Raw genomic sequence first — 20,310 nt, 5'->3', positions numbered from 1 at the left:
GGGCGCTCGCGTACCGGGCGCTTGTGATTTGGGGCGCATTATAGGGGGCATGGCATGCCTCCTGCCAGCATCGTGCATTCACGAGGCGGGTCAGTGAGGGCCATGGATTGGCCTGAAGTGCCCAAATGATTGTCTCTCAAGTCTTTTCCGCGCGCTTGTGACAGATGAAAAAAAACTTGTGGCCAGGGGCTGCCATGACGATCACGAGCGAAAAAGACCGTCATCGACAGCGAGTTCTCTCGAATTGACGCGGCCAGCGTGAGGCTGATGTGACCGGTCAGATCGGCCTGATGGCTCGCTGTGCACCATATTGGTGCCAGGGCATTTTTTGATGCACCAATATGATAATTCGTGCCTGCGCAATCCTCTTTTCTGCACCTTGTGGGGTCATGTTTCTCGCTGCAAAATCCAGCATGTCATCTTTGGGTGCATGTATTTCTTCATTGTTTTCAGTTAGTTATTGTTGTTGATGTTCTGGTGTGCTTCATTCTGGCACGCTCGATGCATTATCAGGTCATCCTCTTCATGGCTGGCATCCATTGGCTGACCATGAGAAAAAAGACAGACAACGAAAGACCTGAACAGACAACGCTGACACCAACTGCAACCGAGCCGCCGGCTCCATCGGAGAATTACCATGGCTGAGAAGACACTTGCCCTGATTGAAGAACACGAAGTCAAGTGGGTTGATCTGCGCTTCACCGACACCAAGGGCAAGGAGCAGCACGTCTCCATCCCGGCGCGCACGGTTGACGAAGAATTCTTCGAGAATGGTCAGATGTTCGATGGTTCTTCTATCGAAGGTTGGAAGGGCATCAACGAGTCCGACATGATCCTGATGCCGGACGACGGCACTGCCTTCCTTGACCCGTTCACCGAAGACACCACTCTGGTGCTGCGCTGTGACGTCATCGAGCCGGCCACCATGCAGGGCTATGAGCGCGACCCGCGTTCCGTCGCCAAGCGTGCCGAGGAATATCTGAAGTCCACCGGTCTGGGCGATACTGCCTTCTTTGGTCCGGAGCCGGAATTCTTCATCTTCGATGAAGTGCACTGGAAGAACGAGATGAACGGCGCGATGTTCAAGATCTCTTCCGAAGAAGGTGCATGGGCGACCGATTCCACGCCGGAAGGCGGCAACCTGGGTCACCGTCCGCGTCTGAAGGGCGGCTACTTCCCGGTCCCGCCGATCGATAGCTTCCACGATATCCGTGCTGCCATGTGCAACACCCTGGAAGCCATCGGTCAGGAAGTCGAAGTTCACCACCACGAAGTGGCGAACGCCGGCCAGAACGAGATCGGTGTCAAGTTCAACACCCTGGTCAAGAAGGCCGATGAGGTTCAGGAACTCAAGTACGTGATCCACAACGTGGCGCACGCTTACGGCAAGTCCGCGACCTTCATGCCCAAGCCGCTGGTCGGTGACAACGGTTCCGGCATGCACGTTCACCAGTCCTTCTGGAAGGATGGCGACAACCAGTTCGCCGGTGACGAGTACGCGGGTCTGTCCGAAATGGCCCTCTACTACATTGGCGGCATCATCAAGCACGCTCGTGCGCTGAACGCCTTCACCAATGCGTCCACCAACTCCTACAAGCGTCTGGTGCCGGGCTTCGAAGCCCCGGTCATGCTGGCCTACTCTGCCCGCAACCGTTCCGCTTCCATCCGTATCCCGTACACCGCCAGCCCGAAAGGCAAGCGTGTCGAGGCTCGCTTCCCGGATCCGACGGCCAACCCGTACCTGGCGTTCTCCGCGATGCTGATGGCCGGTATCGACGGCATCAAGAACAAGATCCACCCGGGCGATGCCATGGACAAGAACCTCTACGACCTGCCGGCCGAAGAAGCCAAGTCCATCCCGACCGTGGCCGAGAGCCTCGAACAGGCACTGACCGCGCTGGACGGCGATCGTGAGTTCCTGACCCAGGGTGGCGTCTTCACCGACGACATGATCGATGCCTACCTCGAGCTGAAGGGCGAAGACATCCAGCGCCTGCGCATGGCGACTCACCCGCTCGAATTCGACATGTACTACAGCGTCTGATCTACCGACGGCGCATGTCGCTCACGGCCCCGCCCGGAGCAGTCTGAGCGCGGGGCATGCGTGAGGCGAGACACACAGGGTCATACCGACAGGTATGGCCCTGTTCTCGTTTCTGAGACATGTGCTCCAAGAGCTGACTCCCGGCTGTCCAGGACCCGCGACCCGTCGCGGAAAGTCGCGTCGCAACAAGCAGGGCTGGTATCAACGCGGGAAGCTTTGTAACTTGGCAGCAGGATATGTCACTTCTGGCACGCTGGTAGCGTTCGAGTGAGTGACACGACTGGCAGGAGCGGATGCGCGCTTCTGGCTTCCCATGACTTCTTCAGGAATTCCCGGATGTGGCCCTTCACTTCTTCTTCGCGTGGCATCGGTTCAGTGGGTGACAGCAGGTCCTTGCCGGTCAAGGGAATGCGGCGGATGGCTCGCCTGCCCGGCATGACGACGCTCGGCCTCTGCCTGTCAGCGGTGCTGGCCCTGGGCAGCGTCTCGGCGGAGCTCGAGGCGGCTCAGGTCTACCGGCACGTGGATGCCAACGGCAACGTGGTGTTCAGTGATCAGCCGGCGGGCGGCAGCAAGGTCAAGCTGACGCCGCTAAGTGTGGTGCCTTCCACCGAGTCTGCTCCCTCGCGCGCGCCTGCTTCGCGTGGCGTGTCATCTTCCCCGTCCGAGACCGCTTCCCGTAGCCGACCCTCCGCGCCTGCCGTGGATGTCAGCTTCCGTGGCTATACCCGCTTCTTCATCCAGAGCCCGAGCAATGAAGAGACGCTGCCCACGGGGCAGGCCGGCAACCTGGCGGTGCGCCTGGCCATCGAGCCGCAGCTGCGTCCCGAGCATAAGGTACGCGTGACCGTGGATGGCGCGCCGTCGCAATCGGCCATGAACAGCAGTGTCTTCATGGTGCCGGGGCTCGAGCGTGGCAAGCATGTCATCCAGGCGGAGCTGCTGGATGCCTCCGGACGAGTGCGCCAGACCACCGAGCCCCGAGTGGTCTACGTGCAACGCGCCAGCGTCAATCTCCCGCGCAATCCCAACAACCCGGCCAATGCCGGGGGTGGCTGAGAGACGGGGGTGACAGCCCTCCTGGCTTGCGAACGACACGTGACTCGCGCGCCAGGTCATCAGGCCACCTTCGGGTGGCCTTTTTTGTCGCCAGGTCTGGCAACGGTATCGCCCGCGATGCAGCAGCACGCCCGCTGATGAGCAGGTCTGCTGCATCGGGTTGGCAGTGCGATCCTTTGGTGCACCATAATGGTGCTTCAAATCGACGCCCGAAAGAGGTGCATCGGCGCGGGTGCCATGCACGCGGCATTTGCACCAGACTGGCGCGGTTATTGCAGAACAGGGAGACGTACTGCGAATGGCGGATAAAGGCATGCATCAACGACTGCTCGAACACCTGAATACTGCCGTGGTGGTGCTGGATGCACAGCTGCGCGTGGTATGGCTGAACCCGGCGGCCGAGACGCTATTGGCGGTCAGCCTGGTGCGCGTCAAGGGCAGCTCCCCTGAACATCTGACCGGGCTGGATGAAGAGCCCATTAAGGTGCTGCGCAAGGCGCTGGAAGAACAGCATCCCTATACCCAGCGTGAGGCCGAGATCGTCAATGCGGCCAACGAGCCGCTGACGGTGGACTTCACCGCGACCCCGGTCAGCGCCAATGAGCTGCTGGTGGAAATCGAGCCGCGTGATCGTCTGATGCAGATCTCCCGCGAGGAGGCGCTGATCGCTCGGCAGGAAGCCGTCAAGGTGCTGACACGCGGGCTGGCGCATGAAGTGAAGAACCCGCTTGGCGGTATCCGGGGCGCGGCCCAGTTGCTGGAGCGCGATCTGCCGGAGCCGCAGATGGTGGAGTTCACGCGCATCATCATCGAGGAGGTGGATCGCCTGCGCGATCTGGTCGATCGCATGCTGGGGCCGAATCGGCCACCGCTGCAGTCGCCGGTCAATATCCACTCGGTGACCGAGCGGGTGCGCTCCCTGCTGGCGGCGGAAGGGCATCACATCAAGCTGACGGCCGACTATGACCCGAGCCTTCCTGAAGTCATCGGCGATGAAGGCCAGTTGATCCAGGCGGTGCTCAACATCGCGCGCAACGCGACCCAGGCCCTCAACGAGCAGCCGCAGCCCGAATCAGCCGATGACAATGAGGCGCCCTGGGAGATCACCCTGCGCACGCGGGCCCGGCGGCAGTTTACGCTGGGTCATGAGCGCCATCGTCTGGTCTGCGAGCTGGCGATCAGCGACAACGGCCCGGGCATCCCCGAGGCGCTGCGCGAGACGCTGTTCTACCCGATGGTCTCGGGGCGCGCCGAAGGCTCAGGGCTCGGGCTTTCCATCGCCCAGGGCATCCTGCACCAGCATCAGGGGTTGATCGAGTGTGACTCGCGCCCCGGCCATACCGAATTCCGACTATTAATCCCGCTTGCCGGCACTTCTGGAGATCCCTCATGAGCGAGACTGCACGCGTCTGTATCGTCGATGATGACCGCGCCATCCGCTGGGTACTGGAGCGCGCTCTGGCCCAGCCTGACCTCGAGGTGGAAAGCTTCGAGCGCCCGGATCAGGCAGAAGCCAGCATCATGCGCCAGTGCCCGGATGTGCTGATCACCGACATCCGCATGCCCGGTATCGATGGCCTCGATCTGATGGCACGAGTCCGCGAGCGTTATCCGGACCTGCCGGTGATCGTGATGACGGCCCATTCCGACCTCGACAGTGCCGTGGCCTCCTATCAGGGCGGTGCCTTCGAGTATCTGCCCAAGCCCTTCGATGTCGATGAGGCGCTGGCGCTGGTGCGGCGCGCCGTGGCGCACGCGCGGGAATCCAAGGCCCCCGCGGTGGTGCCGGAAGGATTGACCAAGGAGATCATCGGGGAAGCGCCAGCGATGCAGGAGGTCTTTCGGGCCATCGGTCGCCTGTCCCAGTCGCACATCACCGTACTGATCAACGGCGAATCCGGGACCGGCAAGGAGCGTGTCGCCCAGGCGCTGCATCAGCATTCGCCCCGCAAGGCCAAGCCGTTCATCGCGCTGAACATGGCGGCGATCCCCAAGGACCTGATGGAGTCAGAGCTCTTCGGCCACGAGAAGGGCGCCTTCACCGGTGCCACCGCTCTGCGTCGCGGACGCTTCGAGCAGGCCGATGGTGGCACCCTGTTCCTGGACGAGATCGGCGACATGCCGGCGGAAACCCAGACACGCCTGTTGCGGGTGCTGGCGGATGGCGAGTTCTACCGCGTGGGGGGCATCACGCCGGTCAAGGTGGATGTGCGTATCATCGCCGCGACCCACCAGCACCTGGAGGCGTTGGTGGAGGATGGTCGTTTCCGCGAGGATCTCTTCCACCGCCTCAACGTGATTCGCGTCCACCTGCCGCGGCTGTCAGAGCGCCGTGAGGACATCCCGCGCCTGATGCAGCACTTCCTCGCTGAAGCCGCACGCGAGCTGGCCACGGACCCCAAGGTGCTCACCGAGGCGGCCGAGAAGCACCTCACGCGCTTCGACTGGCCGGGCAACGTACGTCAGCTGGAGAACACCTGTCGCTGGCTGACGGTGATGGCCTCGGGCCGCGAGGTGATGGTCGAGGATCTGCCGCCGGAACTGCGTGACGTCAGTGGCACCGAGGCCGCGTCCGGGGACTGGCGTGGTGCCTTCCGTGAGTGGGCGGACCGCGCGCTCGCCGCCGGCCATACCCATCTGCTGGAAGAGGCGGTGCCCGACTTCGAGCGCATCCTGATCGAGACGGCGCTCAAGCATACCGGCGGTCGCAAGGGCGAAGCCGCCGAGTTGCTGGGCTGGGGACGCAACACGCTGACGCGCAAGCTCAAGGTGCTGTTGCCGGCACTGGCCGAGGATTGAGCCGCCCCGGCGCCAGGCAGTGTCGAGCACCCTTCTCAGACTGAGCGGGTGATGAACCGCCTGAGCGGGTAGAGAAACCGTCTGGGCGGACAGGAGAACCGCCCAGCGGTCTGGAGAGAAAGAGAACAGGGTGCCACAATCCCTGTTCTCTTTTTTTCTGCCCGTCATTCACCGTTGTCTGCTCGCCGGCGTCGTTTCTCGGGCGCCTGCCAAGGAGTTGCCTGATGTCATCAATGAACTGGGAACGACTGCTGGAGCCGAGTCGCCTGCATGACGCACCGGGCACCGTATCGCGTGAGATGGGCCGTACGCCCTTCCACAAGGATCACGACCGGATCGTGTTCGCGGGCTCCTTCCGACGGCTGGGTCGCAAGACCCAGGTGCATCCGCTGACCGACAACGACCACATCCACACGCGTCTGACCCACTCCCTGGAGGTCGGCTGCGTCGGGCGTTCGCTAGGCATGATGGTCGGCGAGAAGTTGAAGGACCATCTGCCCGAGTGGGTCACGCCCGCCGACCTCGGCGTCATCGTCCAGACCGGCTGTCTGGGACATGACATCGGCAACCCACCCTTCGGGCATGCCGGAGAATATGCCATCCGGGACTGGTTTGCCGCAGAGGCCGCCAGCGACCACGGGCGTCTGTCAGGCTTGAGCGAGGCCGAGCGCGAAGACCTGCTCACCTATGAAGGCAACGCCCAGGGCTTTCGTATCGTCACCCAGATCGAATACAACCAGTTTCATGGCGGCATGCGCCTGACGGCGGCGACGCTGGGCACCCTGCTCAAGTATCCCTGGACGGTGAAGCACGCCACGGCAGGCGGCAAGTTCGGTTGCTACCAGAGTGAGCGTGAACTGCTGGATCAGGTGGCCGAGCGCTGCGGGCTGCTGGCGCGTGACGATGGCCGCTGGTGTCGCCACCCGTTGGCGTGGCTGGTCGAGGCCGCCGATGACATCTGCTATGCGCTGCTCGATCTCGAGGATGGCCTCGAGATGGGCATACTGCAGTTCGAGGAGGTCTACGAGATTCTGACCGGCATCAGTGGTGGCGCGCCGCGGGAGTATGACGACATGGTCGCGCGTGGCACGTCACAGCGGCGCAAGGTGGCGGCCCTCAGGGGCGCGGCGATGGAGCGGGCGGTCAATGACGTGGCCCAGGCCTTCGTGCAGCATGAGGCGGAATTGCTGGCGGGCACCCTCAGTGAGGACCTGCTGGATCTGTGTCATCCCGATCTCGGCTGGGGCGTGCGGGAAGCCAAGAATCTGGCGCGCCAGAAGATCTTTCGCAACGAGCGCAAGGCCAAGCTGGAAATCGGCGCCTACACCACGCTGGGCATCCTGCTTGAAGCCTTCATCGGGGCTGCCCATGAGCTGCACACCACGGGGCGCTCCAGCTTCAAGCATCAGCGCGTGCTGGCGCTGATCGGCGAGAACACCCCGACGCGTGACTGGGATCTCTACCGCAGTTACCGGCGCATGCTCGATTTCATCGGCGGCATGACCGATCACTTCGCCGTGGATCTCGCTCAGGAGATGGGTGGCCGCCTGCGCGGCGACTGAGCCTTCCGCTCGAGGGTGACGACTGCCCGGCAAGCCGTGCCGGGCAGTCGTGGTCTGTCGTGTCATTTCCGCGTTGCCTTGCCGGCCTCCTGCCGGTCACGCGCCCCATCTGTTCCGGCAACTCCTTTCCCGCTTTCCCTCCGTCCCTCTTTTCCTCGATGTCTCCGTCGACGTGATCCTGGCCGGCTGCTGTCTCGCGTGACGTCCTTGCGCTGACAAGCGGTAAATTTTCTTTACGTAGCCTATCGAGTTGTTGTACTAGCTTTGTACGAAGTGTGAACGCGCAGGTCACTTTTCATTCATGATAAGCTATTATCATGCAGGGCAATAACGATAAACGAGGCTTATTTATGAGCAAGAAAACCCCCGGAGGAACCGCTGCCAACGCGGAGAACAAGCCAGAGAAGGCCTTCGACATGATCGACAAGCCGACCTTCTTCGGCTCGATCTTTCTGCTGCTGGCAGTGACGTTGCCATTGGTCATCTTCCCCGAGCAGGGTGCGATGTGGGTATCGGCGGCCAAGAATTTCGTCACCAGCAAGCTGGGTGTGCTCTACCTGATGCTGGGTGTCGGAGCCGGTGGCTTCATGATCTACATCATCTTCAGTGATATCGGGCAGATCAAGCTGGGCGACGCCGAAGAGAAGCCCGAGTTCTCGATCGTGTCGTGGGCGGCCATGCTGTTCTGCGCCGGTATCGGGGCCTCCATCCTCTACTGGTCGATGATCGAGTGGGTCTACTACTACCAGTCGCCGCCGTTCCATGTGGAAGGCCAGACACCGGAGGCCGCGGAATGGGCCGCCGCCTACGGTATCTTCCACTGGGGGCCGCTGGCGTGGGCGATCTATCTGATTCCCGCCGTGCCGATCGCCTACTTCTACTACGTGCGTCACCACAGTGTCCTGAAGATTTCCGAGGCGCTGATGCCGGTGCTCGGCGAAAAGCTGGCGCGTGGCTGGCTGGGCAAGCTGGTCGACATCAGCTTCGTCTTCGGCATGCTGGGTGGCGGGGCGACCACGCTCGGTCTGGCAGCTCCGATGATCAACGAGGGGGTGCATGAGCTGTTCGGCGTACCCAAGTCGCTGATGACCCAGGTCGTCGTGCTGCTGGTGTGTACCGCGCTGTTCGGCTACAGCGCCTACGTGGGGCTCAAGAAGGGCATCAAGCTGCTGTCGGATATCAACTTCTGGCTGGCGGTCGGGTTGCTGCTGTTCATCTTCATCGCAGGTCCGACCCTGTTCATGGCCAATACCGGTCTGGACGCGCTGGGGCGCGTGATGAGCAATCTGATCCACATGGCGACCTGGCTTGAGCCGTTCGCCGAGTTCAAGGGCTTCGAGAACACCCACTTCCCGCAGGACTGGACCATCTTCTACTGGGCCTGGTGGCTGGTGTTCGCGCCCAGCGTGGGGCTGTTCATCGCGCGCATCTCGCGGGGTCGCACCATTCGCGCGATGGTGGCGGGCTCGATGTTCTTCGGCACCATGGGCTGCTTCCTGTTCTTCATGGTGATGGGCAACTACGGCCTGTACCTGCAGCTGTCAGGTGAGCTGGACGTGGTGACCATACTCAACGAGCAGAGCCCGACCGCTGCCATCTTCGCCATGCTGCATACCCTGCCGCTGGACTATGTGGTGATCTTTGCCTTCACGCTGCTGGCACTGATCTTCACGGCCACCACCTTCGACTCCATCTCCTACATCCTGGCGGCCGTGGTCCAGAAGGAAGTGGATGAGGAGCCGATGCGCTGGAACCGTCTCTTCTGGGCCTTCGCGCTGTCGTTCATGCCGATCGTACTGATGTTCGTCGGCGGGCTGGAAACCCTGCAGACGGCCTCGATCATCGGTGGCGTGCCGTTGCTGGCGGTGGCGTTGCTGCTGTGCATCTCCATCGTGCGCGCCGCGCACTATGACCTGCGCTACCAGCCGGATTACACGGTCAAGGAGATCAATATCGAGGAATTCCCGGAAGACGACCCCTGGACGGAAGAGGGCACCTGGGAGATTCCGGACGAGGACGTGCCTGCGGCGGGCAAGCCGCAGCAGGACACGCCCAAGAATCATGTCGAAGGCGACCCGCACAGCCGTCCTTCCCGACTGTGATCCGGCCGGCCTGAAGGATCAGGCCGCCGACAGCAGAAAGCCGCCCCTCGGGGCGGCTTTCTGCTGTCTGGATGACGGGCTGGTGAGTCTCAGGGGCGATGATTCAGGCGGTTTCCTGCAGTGTCTCGCTGCGGGCGCGGCGCGGTGTCAGCACCGGCGGCGTCGGGTCCTTGTCGTCATTGTCGAGGGCCAGATAGCGACTGATGGCGGCACCGATACGCCGTGAACTGTCCTGAATGCCCTGGTTGCCGAACAGACGATTGAACTCGAAGACCATCGGATGGCCATCGACCATCGCGATATCGAAACCGGCGTGGTCGACACTCAGCGCCTCGGCCAGCTGCAGCGCCAGCTCGATGGCGGGCGCCGGGATGTTGTCATAGGCCGTCTCGCCGCCCTGACTGACATTGGAGCGATAGCCGCCCAGCGGCGTGACGCGCCAGTAGGCAGTGATGACTTCGCCACCGACCACCACGATGCGCAGGTCGCGATCGATATCCAGCCGCGGCTGGGCATACAGCACCGGATGCTCGGCTGCGTGGGCTTCCAGCTCGCCACGTGACTGGATCAGCTTCACCCCGGCCCCCATGGAGCTCTTCACTTCCTTGACGATCAGCGGATAGCCGAAGCGTGCCTCGATGTCGTCGATTGCCTGACGGCTGGCACCCCGAATCTCGGTGGGCGGCACATTGTCCGGGCAGATGGCCTGAAAGACGCGCGTCTGCTCGACCTTGTCGTGGCCGATGGCGTAGCTGGGCAGGCTCGGGAAGATGCGTTTTCCCAGGCCATAGACCAAGGTGGTGATCTGCCAGTATTCGGGAAACAGCAGGATGTCGGCGGCGCGGATCTCGTCGAGGTGATCCAGCATGCGTTCCGGCTTGATATAGCGAACGCCGGCGATACCGAGAGTGCGAAATGCGTCGAAGGTGATGAGTTTCATGGGGGATATGTCGCCAGAAGCGCCATCATTGCGACGGCGCGATCAAGGAGCCAGGGCTGGACCGGCGCGTATTTAACGTCGCGCCGGCCCGCTTGGCAAGTCCTTGTGACAGGCGGATGGGAGACCGCCAGTCGTTGGCCTAGGGCGTTTCCATGCGTTCGGCCTGTACCCGCAGCAGAATCGCCTCGTTGATGCGCTGCTTGAGTGCCTCATCCAGCGCCGGGCAGCCATCCTCCGGGGTCATGCAATGGGTGCTGAGCCACTCGGCCAGCCCTTCGCCATTGACGACGTCCGGGTCTCCCTTGCGCTGTTCACCACGCCGGATGATCTGCCAGCCCGGCAGCGCCAGAATGCCGTGTACCGGTACCTCGACACCACACTCGCGCTTGAGCCAGGCGGCAGTCCAGTCACGCGCGACGCGTGTCTCGCGCAGCGGCTTGCGCTCGCGCCCGCCGGGGAAGTGCAGGCGCCCATCCTCCAGCTTGACCTCGTTCTTGATCGCTCCCAGAGCATCCAGCGGACGCGAGCGCGCCTTGGTGCGGATGGCATAGGCACCGAGCGGCGTGAGCACCAGATGGTCGATATGGAAGCCGTCGGCGGGGACGTCATGATAGACCACGCTGCTCAACTGCTCCGGGCGAATGAGCTGATCCAGCTCCTGGCCGATGGACAGCTCGCAGGCCAGTCCCAGCTTCAACTTGCGGATGCGCTGGAAGTGGCGCGTGAGGCGCAGCGCGAAGATCAACACGAACAGCGCGCAGGCCAGTCCATAGCCCGCCCACTCCAGCCAGTTCTGCTCTTCGCCGAACACCATGCGTCCCATGCCATAGATCAGCGGGCTCAGGGTGATGAGCGGTCCCAGTGCGCCATCGAGAAACAATGACTGGAAGGCATCATCGAGGCGGTCTCGCAGGCTCTGGCCCGGCTCGCGCAGCTGGCGGCGGGTCAGGGGTGACTGGATGCGGCGCTCATGCAGGCCGCGCATGCCCAGCACCACCAGCGCGATGGCGCCCAGCGGGGTGAGAAAGAAGACAGGTAACAGGTATTCCAGCCAATCCATCGGGATGTCCTATCTACAGGAGAGGGGAGCGTATTCAGTGGCCCAGCGCACGTGGCAGCGGCACGATCGGCACCTCGACCTCACCCTGCGCTGCGTTGTGGGTAGTGTCCAGTACCGGCACCACGCTGTCATTGATCCAGTACAGCTTGCCGTCACTGCGCACGTCGGCCTGCAGTGCATAGCGATGGCCATCCTTGATGGCATTGCGATCATATTGCAGGCTGACCGGGAAAGGCCCCTGGCGCAGACCGCCGAAGCGGGTGCTGGCGATCAGGTTGGCCGGTGCATCGGCTCTGGAGATATCCACCATGCGGACCTCCAGCAGCGCATCACCCGGTGCCTGGAAGGCCTGCTGTGGCACCACGCGTGCCTCCAGCTGAGCGAAGTCAGGGCCGGTCATGCAGCCCGCCAGCCCCAGCGTGCCGAGCAGCAGTGCGCCGATGGCCAGAGAGCGGGAAGGATGAAGCATGGAGAGTTTCAGCATGGAGGTCCCTTGTGCGGTCGGCGATACGCCGCCAACCGAGATGTCTGATGAGACGGATGCCGGGGCGTGCAGGTTCAGCCGCCGGCCAGCTTGACGGTATAGCCGCGTCGCGTCAGCTCGGTCTTGAGCGTCTCGCGGTGATCGCCCTGGATCTCCACGATACCGTCCTTGAGGCTGCCGCCGGTGCCACACCGCTGCTTGAGAGTCTTGGCAAGCGCCTTGAGTTCCTTCTCCGCCAGCGGAATCCCGCTCACGGTGGTCACGCCCTTGCCCTTGCGGCCGCTGGTCTCGCGGCGGATACGCACCACGCCATCGAGGCTGTCGAGCCGTTCGCGCTCGGCGAGGTCCGCGCACTCGCAGTCGGCTTCGGCGCGGCGGCATTCGGGGCAGGTGGCGCCGTGTTCAGTGGAATAGACAAGCCCGGAAAGTTGATCCTTGAGCGAGGCCATGATGTCTCCTGCGGTACCAGAAAAATGATGCGTTGTTGGCGGTGTCTGAGGAAAGGATACCCGTGCGCGTCGGCAGCGGCACCCTGATGCGTCAAAAAAAGGCGGCCCCTGCGGGCCGCCTTTCGTTCATGCCGTCGTGCGCATGGCCGTCAGATCAGTTGATCTTCGGGTCCAGCTCGCCACGGTGGTAACGCTCGAACATCGCTTCGAGGTTGATCGGGTCGATCTTGCTGCCGTGGCCGGCAGCACCGAAGGCTTCGTAGCGTGCGATGCAGATGTCGCGCATCGCCTTCACGGATTCCTTCAGGTACTTGCGCGGGTCGAATTCAGACGGGTTCTGGGCCATGAAACGACGGATGGAGCCGGTGGAGGCGAGGCGCAGATCGGTATCGACGTTGATCTTGCGCACGCCGTGCTTGATGCCTTCGACGATCTCGTCGACCGGAACCCCGTAGGTTTCCGGAATCTTGCCACCGTATTCGTTGATGATTTCCAGCCAGTCCTGTGGCACGGAGGAAGAGCCGTGCATCACCAGGTGAGTCTCGGGGATACGGGCGTGGATTTCCTTGATGCGCTGGATGGACAGGGTGTCACCCGTCGGCGGCTTGGTGAACTTGTAGGCGCCGTGGGAGGTGCCGATGGCGATGGCCAGGGCATCGACGTGGGTCTTCTTGACGAAGTCGGCGGCTTCTTCGGGGTCGGTCAGCATCTGGTCGTGGTCCAGCTTGCCTTCGGCACCGATGCCGTCTTCTTCACCGGCCATGCCGGTTTCCAGCGAGCCGAGGCAACCCAGCTCGCCTTCGACGGACACGCCACAGGCGTGGGCCATCTCGACGGTGCGACGGGTCACATCGACATTGTATTCGTAGCTTGTCGGGGTCTTGCCATCTTCCCCCAGCGAACCGTCCATCATCACCGAGCTGAAGCCCAGCTGGATGGAGCGCTGGCAGACGGCTGGCGAGGTGCCGTGATCCTGGTGCATGACCACCGGGATATGCGGGAATTCCTCGATCGCGGCCAGAATCAGGTGGCGAAGGAACGGCGCGCCGGCGTATTTGCGAGCGCCTGCAGAGGCCTGGACGATCACCGGAGAGTCGGTGTGGTCGGCGGCTTCCATGATGGCGCGCATCTGCTCGAGGTTGTTGACGTTGAACGCGGGAATGCCGTATCCGTACTCGGCTGCGTGGTCCAACATCTGGCGCATGCTGATCAATGCCATGACATCACCTGTCTTCTTGGGGAATGGAAAAGGGAGTAGCGTCTGGCCACCCTGTGCCGCAGGCAGAGGATGGCCCTGTTACCGTGACCCAGTTACCGGGTACCCCGGGCATGTGGCTGGCTCAGGGTACCGGGACAGTCGATGAGGACCTTGTCGCTGCGCCATTCGAGCGCAGCCCGGGTCAGCTTGCAGCGGCTTCCAATGCCGCCACGGCCGGTAGCGTCTTGCCTTCCACGTACTCGAGGAAGGCACCGCCACCGGTAGAAATGTAGGACACGCGGGACTCGACAGCGTATTTGTCGATGGCCGCCAGGGTGTCCCCGCCGCCAGCGATGGAGAAGGCGTCGCTCTCGGCGATGGCCATGGCCAGCTTCTCGGTACCGTTGGCGAACTGGTCGATCTCGAACACGCCCACCGGGCCGTTCCACAGAATGGTGCCGGCATCCTTGAGCAGCGCCCCGAAGCGCGAGGCGGTGTCCGGGCCGATATCCAGGATCATCTCGTCATCACGCACGTCGGCAACGTCACGCACGATGGCCTCGGCCTTGTCGGAGAACTCGGTGGCCACGACGACGTCGGTGGGCAGCGGGATCTCGACCTTGTCCATCAGCGCGCGAGCGGTCTCCAGCAGGTCAGCCTCGTAGAGCGACTTGCCGACGTTGTAACCGGCGGCGGCGATGAAGGTGTTGGCGATGCCGCCACCGACGATCAGCTGATGGCACTTGTCGGACAGCGCCTTGAGCACGTCCAGCTTGGTGGAGACCTTGGAGCCGCCGACGATGGCGACCATCGGCGCGCGCGGCGCGGCGAGTGCCTTCTCGAGGGCTTCCAGCTCGGCGGCCAGCAGCGGGCCGGCGCAGGCGTCCGGGGCGAAGCGTGCCACGCCATGGGTGGAGGCCTGGGCGCGGTGCGCAGTGCCGAAGGCGTCCATCACGTAGATGTCGCACAGGGCGGCGTAGGCGCGAGACAGCGCTTCATCGTCCTTCTTCTCGCCGGCATTGAAGCGCACGTTTTCCAGCAGCACGACCTCGCCCTCGGCGACGTCCGGTGCCGTGTCGAGATAGTCGGTGATCAGACGCACCGGGCTGCCCAGCAGCTCGCCCAGGTGTGCCGCGACCGGTGCCAGAGAGAACTGCTCTTCCGGCTGCCCTTCGGTGGGACGGCCCAGATGGCTCATCAGCATGACGCGCGCTCCCGCATCGCGGGCCGCCGTGATGGTCGGCAGGCTGGCGCGGATACGCGCGTCGCTGGTCACCTGACCATTGCGAACCGGCACGTTGAGATCTTCGCGGATCAGCACGCGTTTGCCTGACAGGTCGAGGGCGGTCATCGTTTGCACGTTCATGACGGGTTCCTTGGTCGTGAATCGGTGGAGAGAGCTCCCGTCGCCAGAGGCGTTGTCATCTCGCAGGCGTGCCAATGGGTGGCGACGTCCAGCATGCGATTGGCAAAGCCCCATTCGTTGTCGAACCAGCACAGCATCTTGATCAGCCGGCCGCCGGCAACACGGGTCTGGGTCGCATCCACGATACCCGAGCGCGGATCGTGGTTGAAGTCGATGGACGCCGTCGGCTCCTCGCTCAACCCCATCAGGCCCTGCAGGCGTCGTGCGCAGGCCTCGCGCAGCAGGTCATTGACCTCGTCCGCGCTCACGTCGCGCTTCACCTCGATGGACATGTCCATGCAGGACACGTTGATGGTCGGCACCCGCAGGTGCAGACACTCGAAGCGTCCTTCCAGATGCGGCATCAGGCGGTTGATGCCCTTGGCCAGCCCCGTATCCACCGGCACGATCGAACTCATCGCGGAGCGCGTCAGGCGCAGGTCCGTCTGGTGGTAGGCGTCGATCACCGGCTGGTCGTTCATCGCCGAATGCACCGTGGTGGTGACGCCACGCTCCAGCCCGAAGGCCTGCTCCAGCACCGTGAGGATCGGGATCAGGCAATTGGTCGTACACGACGCCGCCGAGACGATGCGCATGCCGCCAGCGTCCTGCCCTGTCCCGGCGGGGGCCAGCGCCGACTGGTTGATGCCGCACACGATGGTGGCATCGACATCGGCGTCGGTATCGCCGGGCTGGGAGAACAGCAGCCGTCCCGCGCCTGCCGACAGATGGCGCTCGGCGGTGGCGCGGTCCTTGAAGCTGCCGGAGCACTCCAGGACCAGGTCAATCCCCAGTGCCCGCCAGGGCAGGCAGTCTGGATTGGCCTCGGACAGGATGCTGATCGCATGGCCGTTGACGACCAGCTGGCCGTCGCGCTGCTCCACCGTGCCGGGGAAGCGGCCATGGGTGGTGTCGTAGCGTGTCAGATAGGTGATGGTGTCCAGGTCTGACAGCTCGTTGATCGCCACCACTTCCAGTGGCAGCGTCTCGCCACGTGCTTCACGTTCCACCAGCGCTCTCAGCACACACTGACCGATGCGTCCGTAGCCATTGATGGCCACTCGCAAGGGGGCGTTCCCCTGGCGAAGGCGCATGCTGGCCTCCTGGGAGGCGTCGGAGGTGGGCAGAGGGGACTGATGGCTCAATGAGGTCTCGTTCCGGGTGTTTTTCAGGGGGTCCATGGTAGCGCATCGCTTTGCTGGGCGGAGGGAGCGAAAGGCGCGCAAGCGCCTGATTTCTGGTTTTTTTCGTCTAAGAACACGTAGTCACACTACCCAACTGGAGGGGTTGTGTAGTCGCCATCCACGCTGTCTGTCGAGGGCTGGATCGCCGGAGAATGACCGTTCATGCAGGATGAATCGTGTCATCAAGCTGTGACTGACATGGAGCGCGTCGACTACAGGCGACAGCCGGTGACGGTGGAGGGCTTCTCGAGTGTCGCACAGACGAAAACGCCGCCGCTCCCAGCGGGAGGCGGCGGCGTCGATCTGCATCCCACTCCGTCATGGACGGGGTGAGTCAGGCGGTGATCAGCCCAGCAGCGTGTTGGCGCGTTCGACCACGTTCTCGACCGTGAAGCCGAAGTGCTTGAACAGGTCGCCAGCCGGCGCGGATTCCCCGAAGGTCTCCATGCCGATGATATCGCCGTTCAGGCCGACATACTTGAACCAGTAGTCACGATGCCCGGCTTCGATCGCCACGCGCGCGGTGACGGAAGACGGCAGCACGGATTCGCGGTATTCCGCGTCCTGGGCATCGAACAGGTCGGTGGCCGGCATGGACACGACACGCACGGCGCGACCGGCGGTTTCCAGCTCGGCGGCGGCATCCATCGCCAGACCGACTTCGGAGCCGGTGGCGATCAGGATCAGTTCCGGCTGGCCGTTGGCGGCGTCCTTCAGCACGTAACCGCCACGGCTGATGTTGGCCAGCTGGGCCTTGTCGCGGTTCTGGTGCGGCAGGTTCTGACGCGACAGGATCAGCGCGGTCGGGCCGGAGTGACGCTTGATGGCCGCATCCCAGGCGGCTGCGGTCTCCACGGCATCCGCCGGACGCCAGGTGGATAGGTTCGGCGTGGTGCGCAGGCTGGTCAGCTGCTCGATCGGCTGGTGCGTCGGGCCATCTTCGCCCAGACCGATGGAGTCGTGGGTGAAGACGTAGACGGCCTGCTGACCCATCAGGGCGGCCATGCGAACGGCGTTGCGCATGTATTCCATGAAGATCAGGAAGGTCGCGCCGTACGGGATGAAGCCGCCGTGCAGACCGGCGCCGTTCATGATCGCGCCCATGCCGAACTCACGCACACCGTAGTGCAGGTAGTTGCCGCTGAAGTCTTCGCGGGTGATCGCCTGGGCGCCCTTCCAGAAGGTCAGGTTGGACGGGGCTAGGTCGGCACTGCCACCGAGCAGTTCCGGCAGCTGCGGGCCGAGCTGGTTCAGGCACTCGAAGGAGGCCTTGCGCGACGCCGGGCTGTCGCCGGCGGCCTGAGCGTCCTCGATCATCTTCTCGCTGCTCAGGGCGTGCGGCAGCTTGCCTTCCAGACGACGGGTGAACTCGGCGGCCAGTTCCGGGTGCGCGTCGGCGTAACGGGCGAAGCGCGCATCCCAGTCACTCTCGAGCTTGGCGCCGCGCTCGCTGGCATCCCAGCCCTGATAGATGTCTTCCGGGATGTGGAAGGGTGCGTGGGTCCAGCCCAGCTTCTCGCGGGTCGCCGCGACTTCGTCATCACCCAGCGGAGCGCCGTGGCAGGACTCGGTGCCTTCCTTGTTCGGGGAGCCGAAGCCGATGACGGTCTTGCAGATGATCAGGCTCGGCTTGTCGTCGTGGCTCTTGGCCAGGGCGATGGCGGCGTTGATCTCTTCCGGCTTGTGGCCGTCGACGTTGGCCACGACGTGCCAGCCATAGGCTTCGAAGCGCTTGGCGGTGTCATCGGTGAACCAGCCTTCGACTTCCCCATCGATGGAGATGCCGTTGTCGTCATACAGGGCGATCAGCTTGCCCAGACCCAGGGTGCCGGCCAGCGAGCCGACCTCGTGGGAGATGCCTTCCATCAGGCAGCCATCGCCCAGGAAGCACCAGGTGGTGTGGTCGACGACGGTGTGGCCCGGACGGTTGAACTGCGCCGCCAGTGTCTTCTCGGCGATCGCCATGCCCACGGCATTGGCCAGCCCCTGGCCCAGCGGGCCGGTGGTGGTCTCGATACCCGGCGCATAACCGTATTCCGGGTGACCGGCGGTCTTGGAATGCAGTTGGCGGAAGTTCTGCAGATCTTCAAGGCTCAGCTGGTAGCCCGTGAGGTGCAGCAGGGAGTAGAGCAGCATGGAGCCGTGGCCGTTGGACAGCACGAAGCGGTCACGGTCGGCCCAGTTCGGGTTGGCCGGGTTGTGCTTGAGGTGGTCGTTCCAGAGCACTTCAGCGATGTCGGCCATGCCCATGGGGGCGCCGGGGTGGCCAGACTTGGCCTTCTGAACGGCGTCCATGGAAAGTGCACGGATGGCGTTGGCCAGGTCAAAACGGGAAGGCATGCAATAGCTCCTCGCCTGCGGGGCGTCAAGAGTGTGGCAATGAATCACGGCGTTCTGCCTGTGGTGCGCAGCGCGCCGGAAAGGACAGTGCGTCGCGTGAACCTTGTGCGTACGAAGCTTCGCCCGTACGCGATCTCCGGGCCAGTATTGTCACCGAGATGACGGGGCGCGGCAAATCGCATCCGGGCCCCGCAGCCGTCCATGCGTCTTGCTGACTTATGCCGGTTGGTGTCCTTCTTGTGGCAAAAAGGTCTCGAAACGGCCGTCGTGCAGTCCGCATGGCGCTAGGCACTCACATAAGTGGCGTGTAAACTCGCCCCCCCGAGGCCGGGCCGTCTGTGTCAGTCCTCAACGTGCGCCGCAAGCGTGTTTCTACTCGGTCTCAAGCAGCCATCTGCCGTCAGTGGCCGAATCATCCCCGCATCCGAAAAGAGGGTCGAGGACCAATGAGCGAATACTCACTCTTCACATCCGAGTCCGTGTCCGAAGGGCACCCGGACAAGATTGCCGACCAGATTTCCGATGCCGTGCTCGATGCCATCATCGCGCGCGACAAGCAGGCACGCGTGGCGTGCGAAACGCTCGTCAAGACAGGCGTGGCCATCGTGGCCGGTGAGATCTCCACCAGCGCGTGGGTCGATCTCGAGGAGCTGGTACGTCGTGTCATCACGGACATCGGCTACACCTCTTCCGATGTCGGTTTCGACGGCGAGACCTGTGGTGTCCTGAACCTGATCGGCAAGCAGAGCGTCGATATCGCCCAGGGCGTCGATCGCACCAAGCCGGAAGATCAGGGCGCGGGCGACCAGGGCCTGATGTTCGGCTATGCCACCAACGAGACCGACTCCTTCATGCCGGCGCCGATCCACTACGCTCACCGTCTGGTGGAGCGTCAGGCGGAACTGCGCAAGAACGGCATGCTGCCGTGGCTGCGCCCGGATGCGAAGAGCCAGGTCACCTTCCGCTACGACGAAGCCGGCAAGCCGGTCGCCGTCGAAGCCGTCGTGCTGTCGACCCAGCATGACCCGGAAGTGTCCCAGGAAGACCTGCGCGCGATGGTCAAGCGCGAGATCATCGAGCAGGTGCTGCCGGCCGAGTGGCTGTCCGAGACCACCGAATACCACATCAACCCGACCGGCAACTTCGTCATCGGTGGCCCGGTGGGTGACTGTGGTCTGACGGGTCGCAAGATCATCGTCGACACCTACGGCGGCATGGCCCGTCACGGTGGTGGTGCCTTCTCCGGCAAGGACCCGTCCAAGGTCGATCGCAGCGCCGCCTATGCCGGTCGTTACGTGGCCAAGAACGTCGTCGCCAGCGGTCTGGCCGACAAGTGCGAGATCCAGGTCTCCTACGCCATCGGTGTCGCCGAGCCGACCTCCGTCTCGATCAACACCTTCGGCACCGGCAAGATCAGCGATGCCAAGATCGTCGAGCTGGTGCGCGAGCACTTCGACCTGCGTCCGTATGCCATCACCACCATGCTGGATCTGGCGCACCCGATGTATCAGCTGACCGCTGCCTACGGCCACTTCGGTCGTGAGCCGTTCGAGCACAGCTACAGCTGGACCGACGTGACCGGCGAGAAGAAGACCGAAACCTTCACCGCCTTCCCGTGGGAAAAGACCGACCGTGCCGCTGGCCTCAAGGCTGCTGCCGGCCTGTAAGGTCGTCAGCTCGACAG

Annotated in this window: 16 protein-coding genes; 8 read left to right on the top strand and 8 right to left on the bottom strand. The window is 63.4% G+C overall.

Annotated features, from left to right (window positions below; translation table 11 throughout):
- The first annotated feature begins 351 nt into the window (after positions 1-351).
- The 7 genes from ACZYGA_RS10830 (at position 352) to ACZYGA_RS10800 (ending at position 9,566) form a co-directional block, all read left to right on the top strand.
- Positions 352-645 carry a hypothetical protein gene (locus ACZYGA_RS10830; protein WP_136939534.1) on the top strand — a complete coding sequence of 98 codons (294 nt, stop codon included), beginning with the start codon at positions 352-354 and terminating at the stop codon, positions 643-645.
- Positions 638-2,044, top strand: a complete 1,407-nt coding sequence (glnA, locus tag ACZYGA_RS10825; RefSeq protein ID WP_065392424.1) for a glutamate--ammonia ligase — start codon at positions 638-640, stop codon at positions 2,042-2,044. The genes ACZYGA_RS10830 and glnA overlap by 8 nt, the downstream gene beginning before the upstream one ends.
- A gap of 417 nt (positions 2,045-2,461) precedes the next feature.
- Positions 2,462-3,103, top strand: coding sequence for a DUF4124 domain-containing protein (locus tag ACZYGA_RS10820; RefSeq protein ID WP_284729159.1), 642 nt, complete (start codon positions 2,462-2,464; stop codon positions 3,101-3,103).
- Positions 3,104-3,416: 313 nt separating this feature from the next.
- The gene (glnL, locus tag ACZYGA_RS10815) at positions 3,417-4,496 is read left to right on the top strand and encodes a nitrogen regulation protein NR(II) (protein WP_479399162.1); all 1,080 of its coding nucleotides are present in this window, start codon (positions 3,417-3,419) and stop codon (positions 4,494-4,496) included.
- Positions 4,493-5,902, top strand: a complete 1,410-nt coding sequence (gene ntrC / locus ACZYGA_RS10810) for a nitrogen regulation protein NR(I) (RefSeq protein ID WP_077379917.1) — start codon at positions 4,493-4,495, stop codon at positions 5,900-5,902. The genes glnL and ntrC overlap by 4 nt, the downstream gene beginning before the upstream one ends.
- Positions 5,903-6,126: 224 nt before the next feature.
- Positions 6,127-7,464, top strand: coding sequence for a deoxyguanosinetriphosphate triphosphohydrolase (locus tag ACZYGA_RS10805; protein WP_084207729.1), 1,338 nt, complete (start codon positions 6,127-6,129; stop codon positions 7,462-7,464).
- A gap of 350 nt (positions 7,465-7,814) precedes the next feature.
- On the top strand, positions 7,815-9,566 hold the full coding sequence (locus ACZYGA_RS10800) for a BCCT family transporter (protein WP_191236391.1): 1,752 nt from the start codon (positions 7,815-7,817) through the stop codon (positions 9,564-9,566).
- 103 nt (positions 9,567-9,669) lie between these two features.
- Here ACZYGA_RS10800 and ACZYGA_RS10795 read toward each other — a convergent pair whose 3' ends face one another.
- The 8 genes from ACZYGA_RS10795 to tkt all read right to left on the bottom strand — a co-directional run bounded on the left by ACZYGA_RS10795 (position 9,670) and on the right by tkt (position 18,626).
- Positions 9,670-10,506: an ATP-grasp domain-containing protein gene (locus ACZYGA_RS10795; protein ID WP_077379923.1), complete on the bottom strand. Its 837-nt coding sequence runs from the start codon at positions 10,504-10,506 to the stop codon at positions 9,670-9,672.
- Positions 10,507-10,645: 139 nt separating this feature from the next.
- Positions 10,646-11,566 carry a nuclease-related domain-containing protein gene (locus ACZYGA_RS10790; RefSeq protein WP_077379925.1) on the bottom strand — a complete coding sequence of 307 codons (921 nt, stop codon included), beginning with the start codon at positions 11,564-11,566 and terminating at the stop codon, positions 10,646-10,648.
- 34 nt (positions 11,567-11,600) lie between these two features.
- Positions 11,601-12,050: a YbaY family lipoprotein gene (locus ACZYGA_RS10785; RefSeq protein WP_479399161.1), complete on the bottom strand. Its 450-nt coding sequence runs from the start codon at positions 12,048-12,050 to the stop codon at positions 11,601-11,603.
- Positions 12,051-12,124: 74 nt separating this feature from the next.
- Entirely contained in the window at positions 12,125-12,499 is a 375-nt protein-coding gene (locus ACZYGA_RS10780; RefSeq protein WP_084207732.1) for a translation initiation factor Sui1, read from the bottom strand.
- 154 nt (positions 12,500-12,653) lie between these two features.
- On the bottom strand, positions 12,654-13,718 hold the full coding sequence (fba, locus tag ACZYGA_RS10775; RefSeq protein ID WP_077379931.1) for a class II fructose-bisphosphate aldolase: 1,065 nt from the start codon (positions 13,716-13,718) through the stop codon (positions 12,654-12,656).
- Positions 13,719-13,899: 181 nt separating this feature from the next.
- Positions 13,900-15,063, bottom strand: coding sequence for a phosphoglycerate kinase (locus tag ACZYGA_RS10770; RefSeq protein WP_084207733.1), 1,164 nt, complete (start codon positions 15,061-15,063; stop codon positions 13,900-13,902).
- Positions 15,060-16,196, bottom strand: a complete 1,137-nt coding sequence (locus ACZYGA_RS10765; RefSeq protein ID WP_077379935.1) for a type I glyceraldehyde-3-phosphate dehydrogenase — start codon at positions 16,194-16,196, stop codon at positions 15,060-15,062. Before ACZYGA_RS10765 ends, ACZYGA_RS10770 begins: the two co-directional genes overlap by 4 nt.
- A gap of 435 nt (positions 16,197-16,631) precedes the next feature.
- The gene (gene tkt, locus ACZYGA_RS10760; protein WP_479399160.1) at positions 16,632-18,626 is read right to left on the bottom strand and encodes a transketolase; all 1,995 of its coding nucleotides are present in this window, start codon (positions 18,624-18,626) and stop codon (positions 16,632-16,634) included.
- Positions 18,627-19,072: 446 nt separating this feature from the next.
- Here tkt and metK point away from each other — a divergent pair, with 446 nt between their 5' ends.
- The gene (gene metK, locus ACZYGA_RS10755; RefSeq protein ID WP_077379939.1) at positions 19,073-20,293 is read left to right on the top strand and encodes a methionine adenosyltransferase; all 1,221 of its coding nucleotides are present in this window, start codon (positions 19,073-19,075) and stop codon (positions 20,291-20,293) included.
- The last annotated feature ends 17 nt before the right edge of the window (positions 20,294-20,310 follow it).

This window comes from Cobetia sp. BL01 (assembly GCF_056493605.1).
The sequence above is the reverse complement of the archived record's forward strand: the minus strand, read 5'-3'. Positions and strand labels throughout refer to the sequence as shown.

Bases quoted from the DNA above. Each gene is read 5' to 3' on its own strand.
- glnA (WP_065392424.1), top strand. From the start codon at position 638: ATGGCTGAGAAGACACTTGCCCTGATTGAAGAACACGAAGTCAAGTGG.
- ACZYGA_RS10820 (WP_284729159.1), top strand. From the start codon at position 2,462: ATGGCTCGCCTGCCCGGCATGACGACGCTCGGCCTCTGCCTGTCAGCG.
- glnL (WP_479399162.1), top strand. From the start codon at position 3,417: ATGCATCAACGACTGCTCGAACACCTGAATACTGCCGTGGTGGTGCTG.
- ntrC (WP_077379917.1), top strand. From the start codon at position 4,493: ATGAGCGAGACTGCACGCGTCTGTATCGTCGATGATGACCGCGCCATC.
- ACZYGA_RS10805 (WP_084207729.1), top strand. From the start codon at position 6,127: ATGTCATCAATGAACTGGGAACGACTGCTGGAGCCGAGTCGCCTGCAT.
- ACZYGA_RS10800 (WP_191236391.1), top strand. From the start codon at position 7,815: ATGAGCAAGAAAACCCCCGGAGGAACCGCTGCCAACGCGGAGAACAAG.
- ACZYGA_RS10795 (WP_077379923.1), bottom strand. From the start codon at position 10,506: ATGAAACTCATCACCTTCGACGCATTTCGCACTCTCGGTATCGCCGGC.
- ACZYGA_RS10790 (WP_077379925.1), bottom strand. From the start codon at position 11,566: ATGGATTGGCTGGAATACCTGTTACCTGTCTTCTTTCTCACCCCGCTG.
- ACZYGA_RS10785 (WP_479399161.1), bottom strand. From the start codon at position 12,050: ATGCTGAAACTCTCCATGCTTCATCCTTCCCGCTCTCTGGCCATCGGC.
- ACZYGA_RS10780 (WP_084207732.1), bottom strand. From the start codon at position 12,499: ATGGCCTCGCTCAAGGATCAACTTTCCGGGCTTGTCTATTCCACTGAA.
- fba (WP_077379931.1), bottom strand. From the start codon at position 13,718: ATGGCATTGATCAGCATGCGCCAGATGTTGGACCACGCAGCCGAGTAC.
- ACZYGA_RS10770 (WP_084207733.1), bottom strand. From the start codon at position 15,063: ATGAACGTGCAAACGATGACCGCCCTCGACCTGTCAGGCAAACGCGTG.
- ACZYGA_RS10765 (WP_077379935.1), bottom strand. From the start codon at position 16,196: ATGCGCCTTCGCCAGGGGAACGCCCCCTTGCGAGTGGCCATCAATGGC.
- tkt (WP_479399160.1), bottom strand. From the start codon at position 18,626: ATGCCTTCCCGTTTTGACCTGGCCAACGCCATCCGTGCACTTTCCATG.
- metK (WP_077379939.1), top strand. From the start codon at position 19,073: ATGAGCGAATACTCACTCTTCACATCCGAGTCCGTGTCCGAAGGGCAC.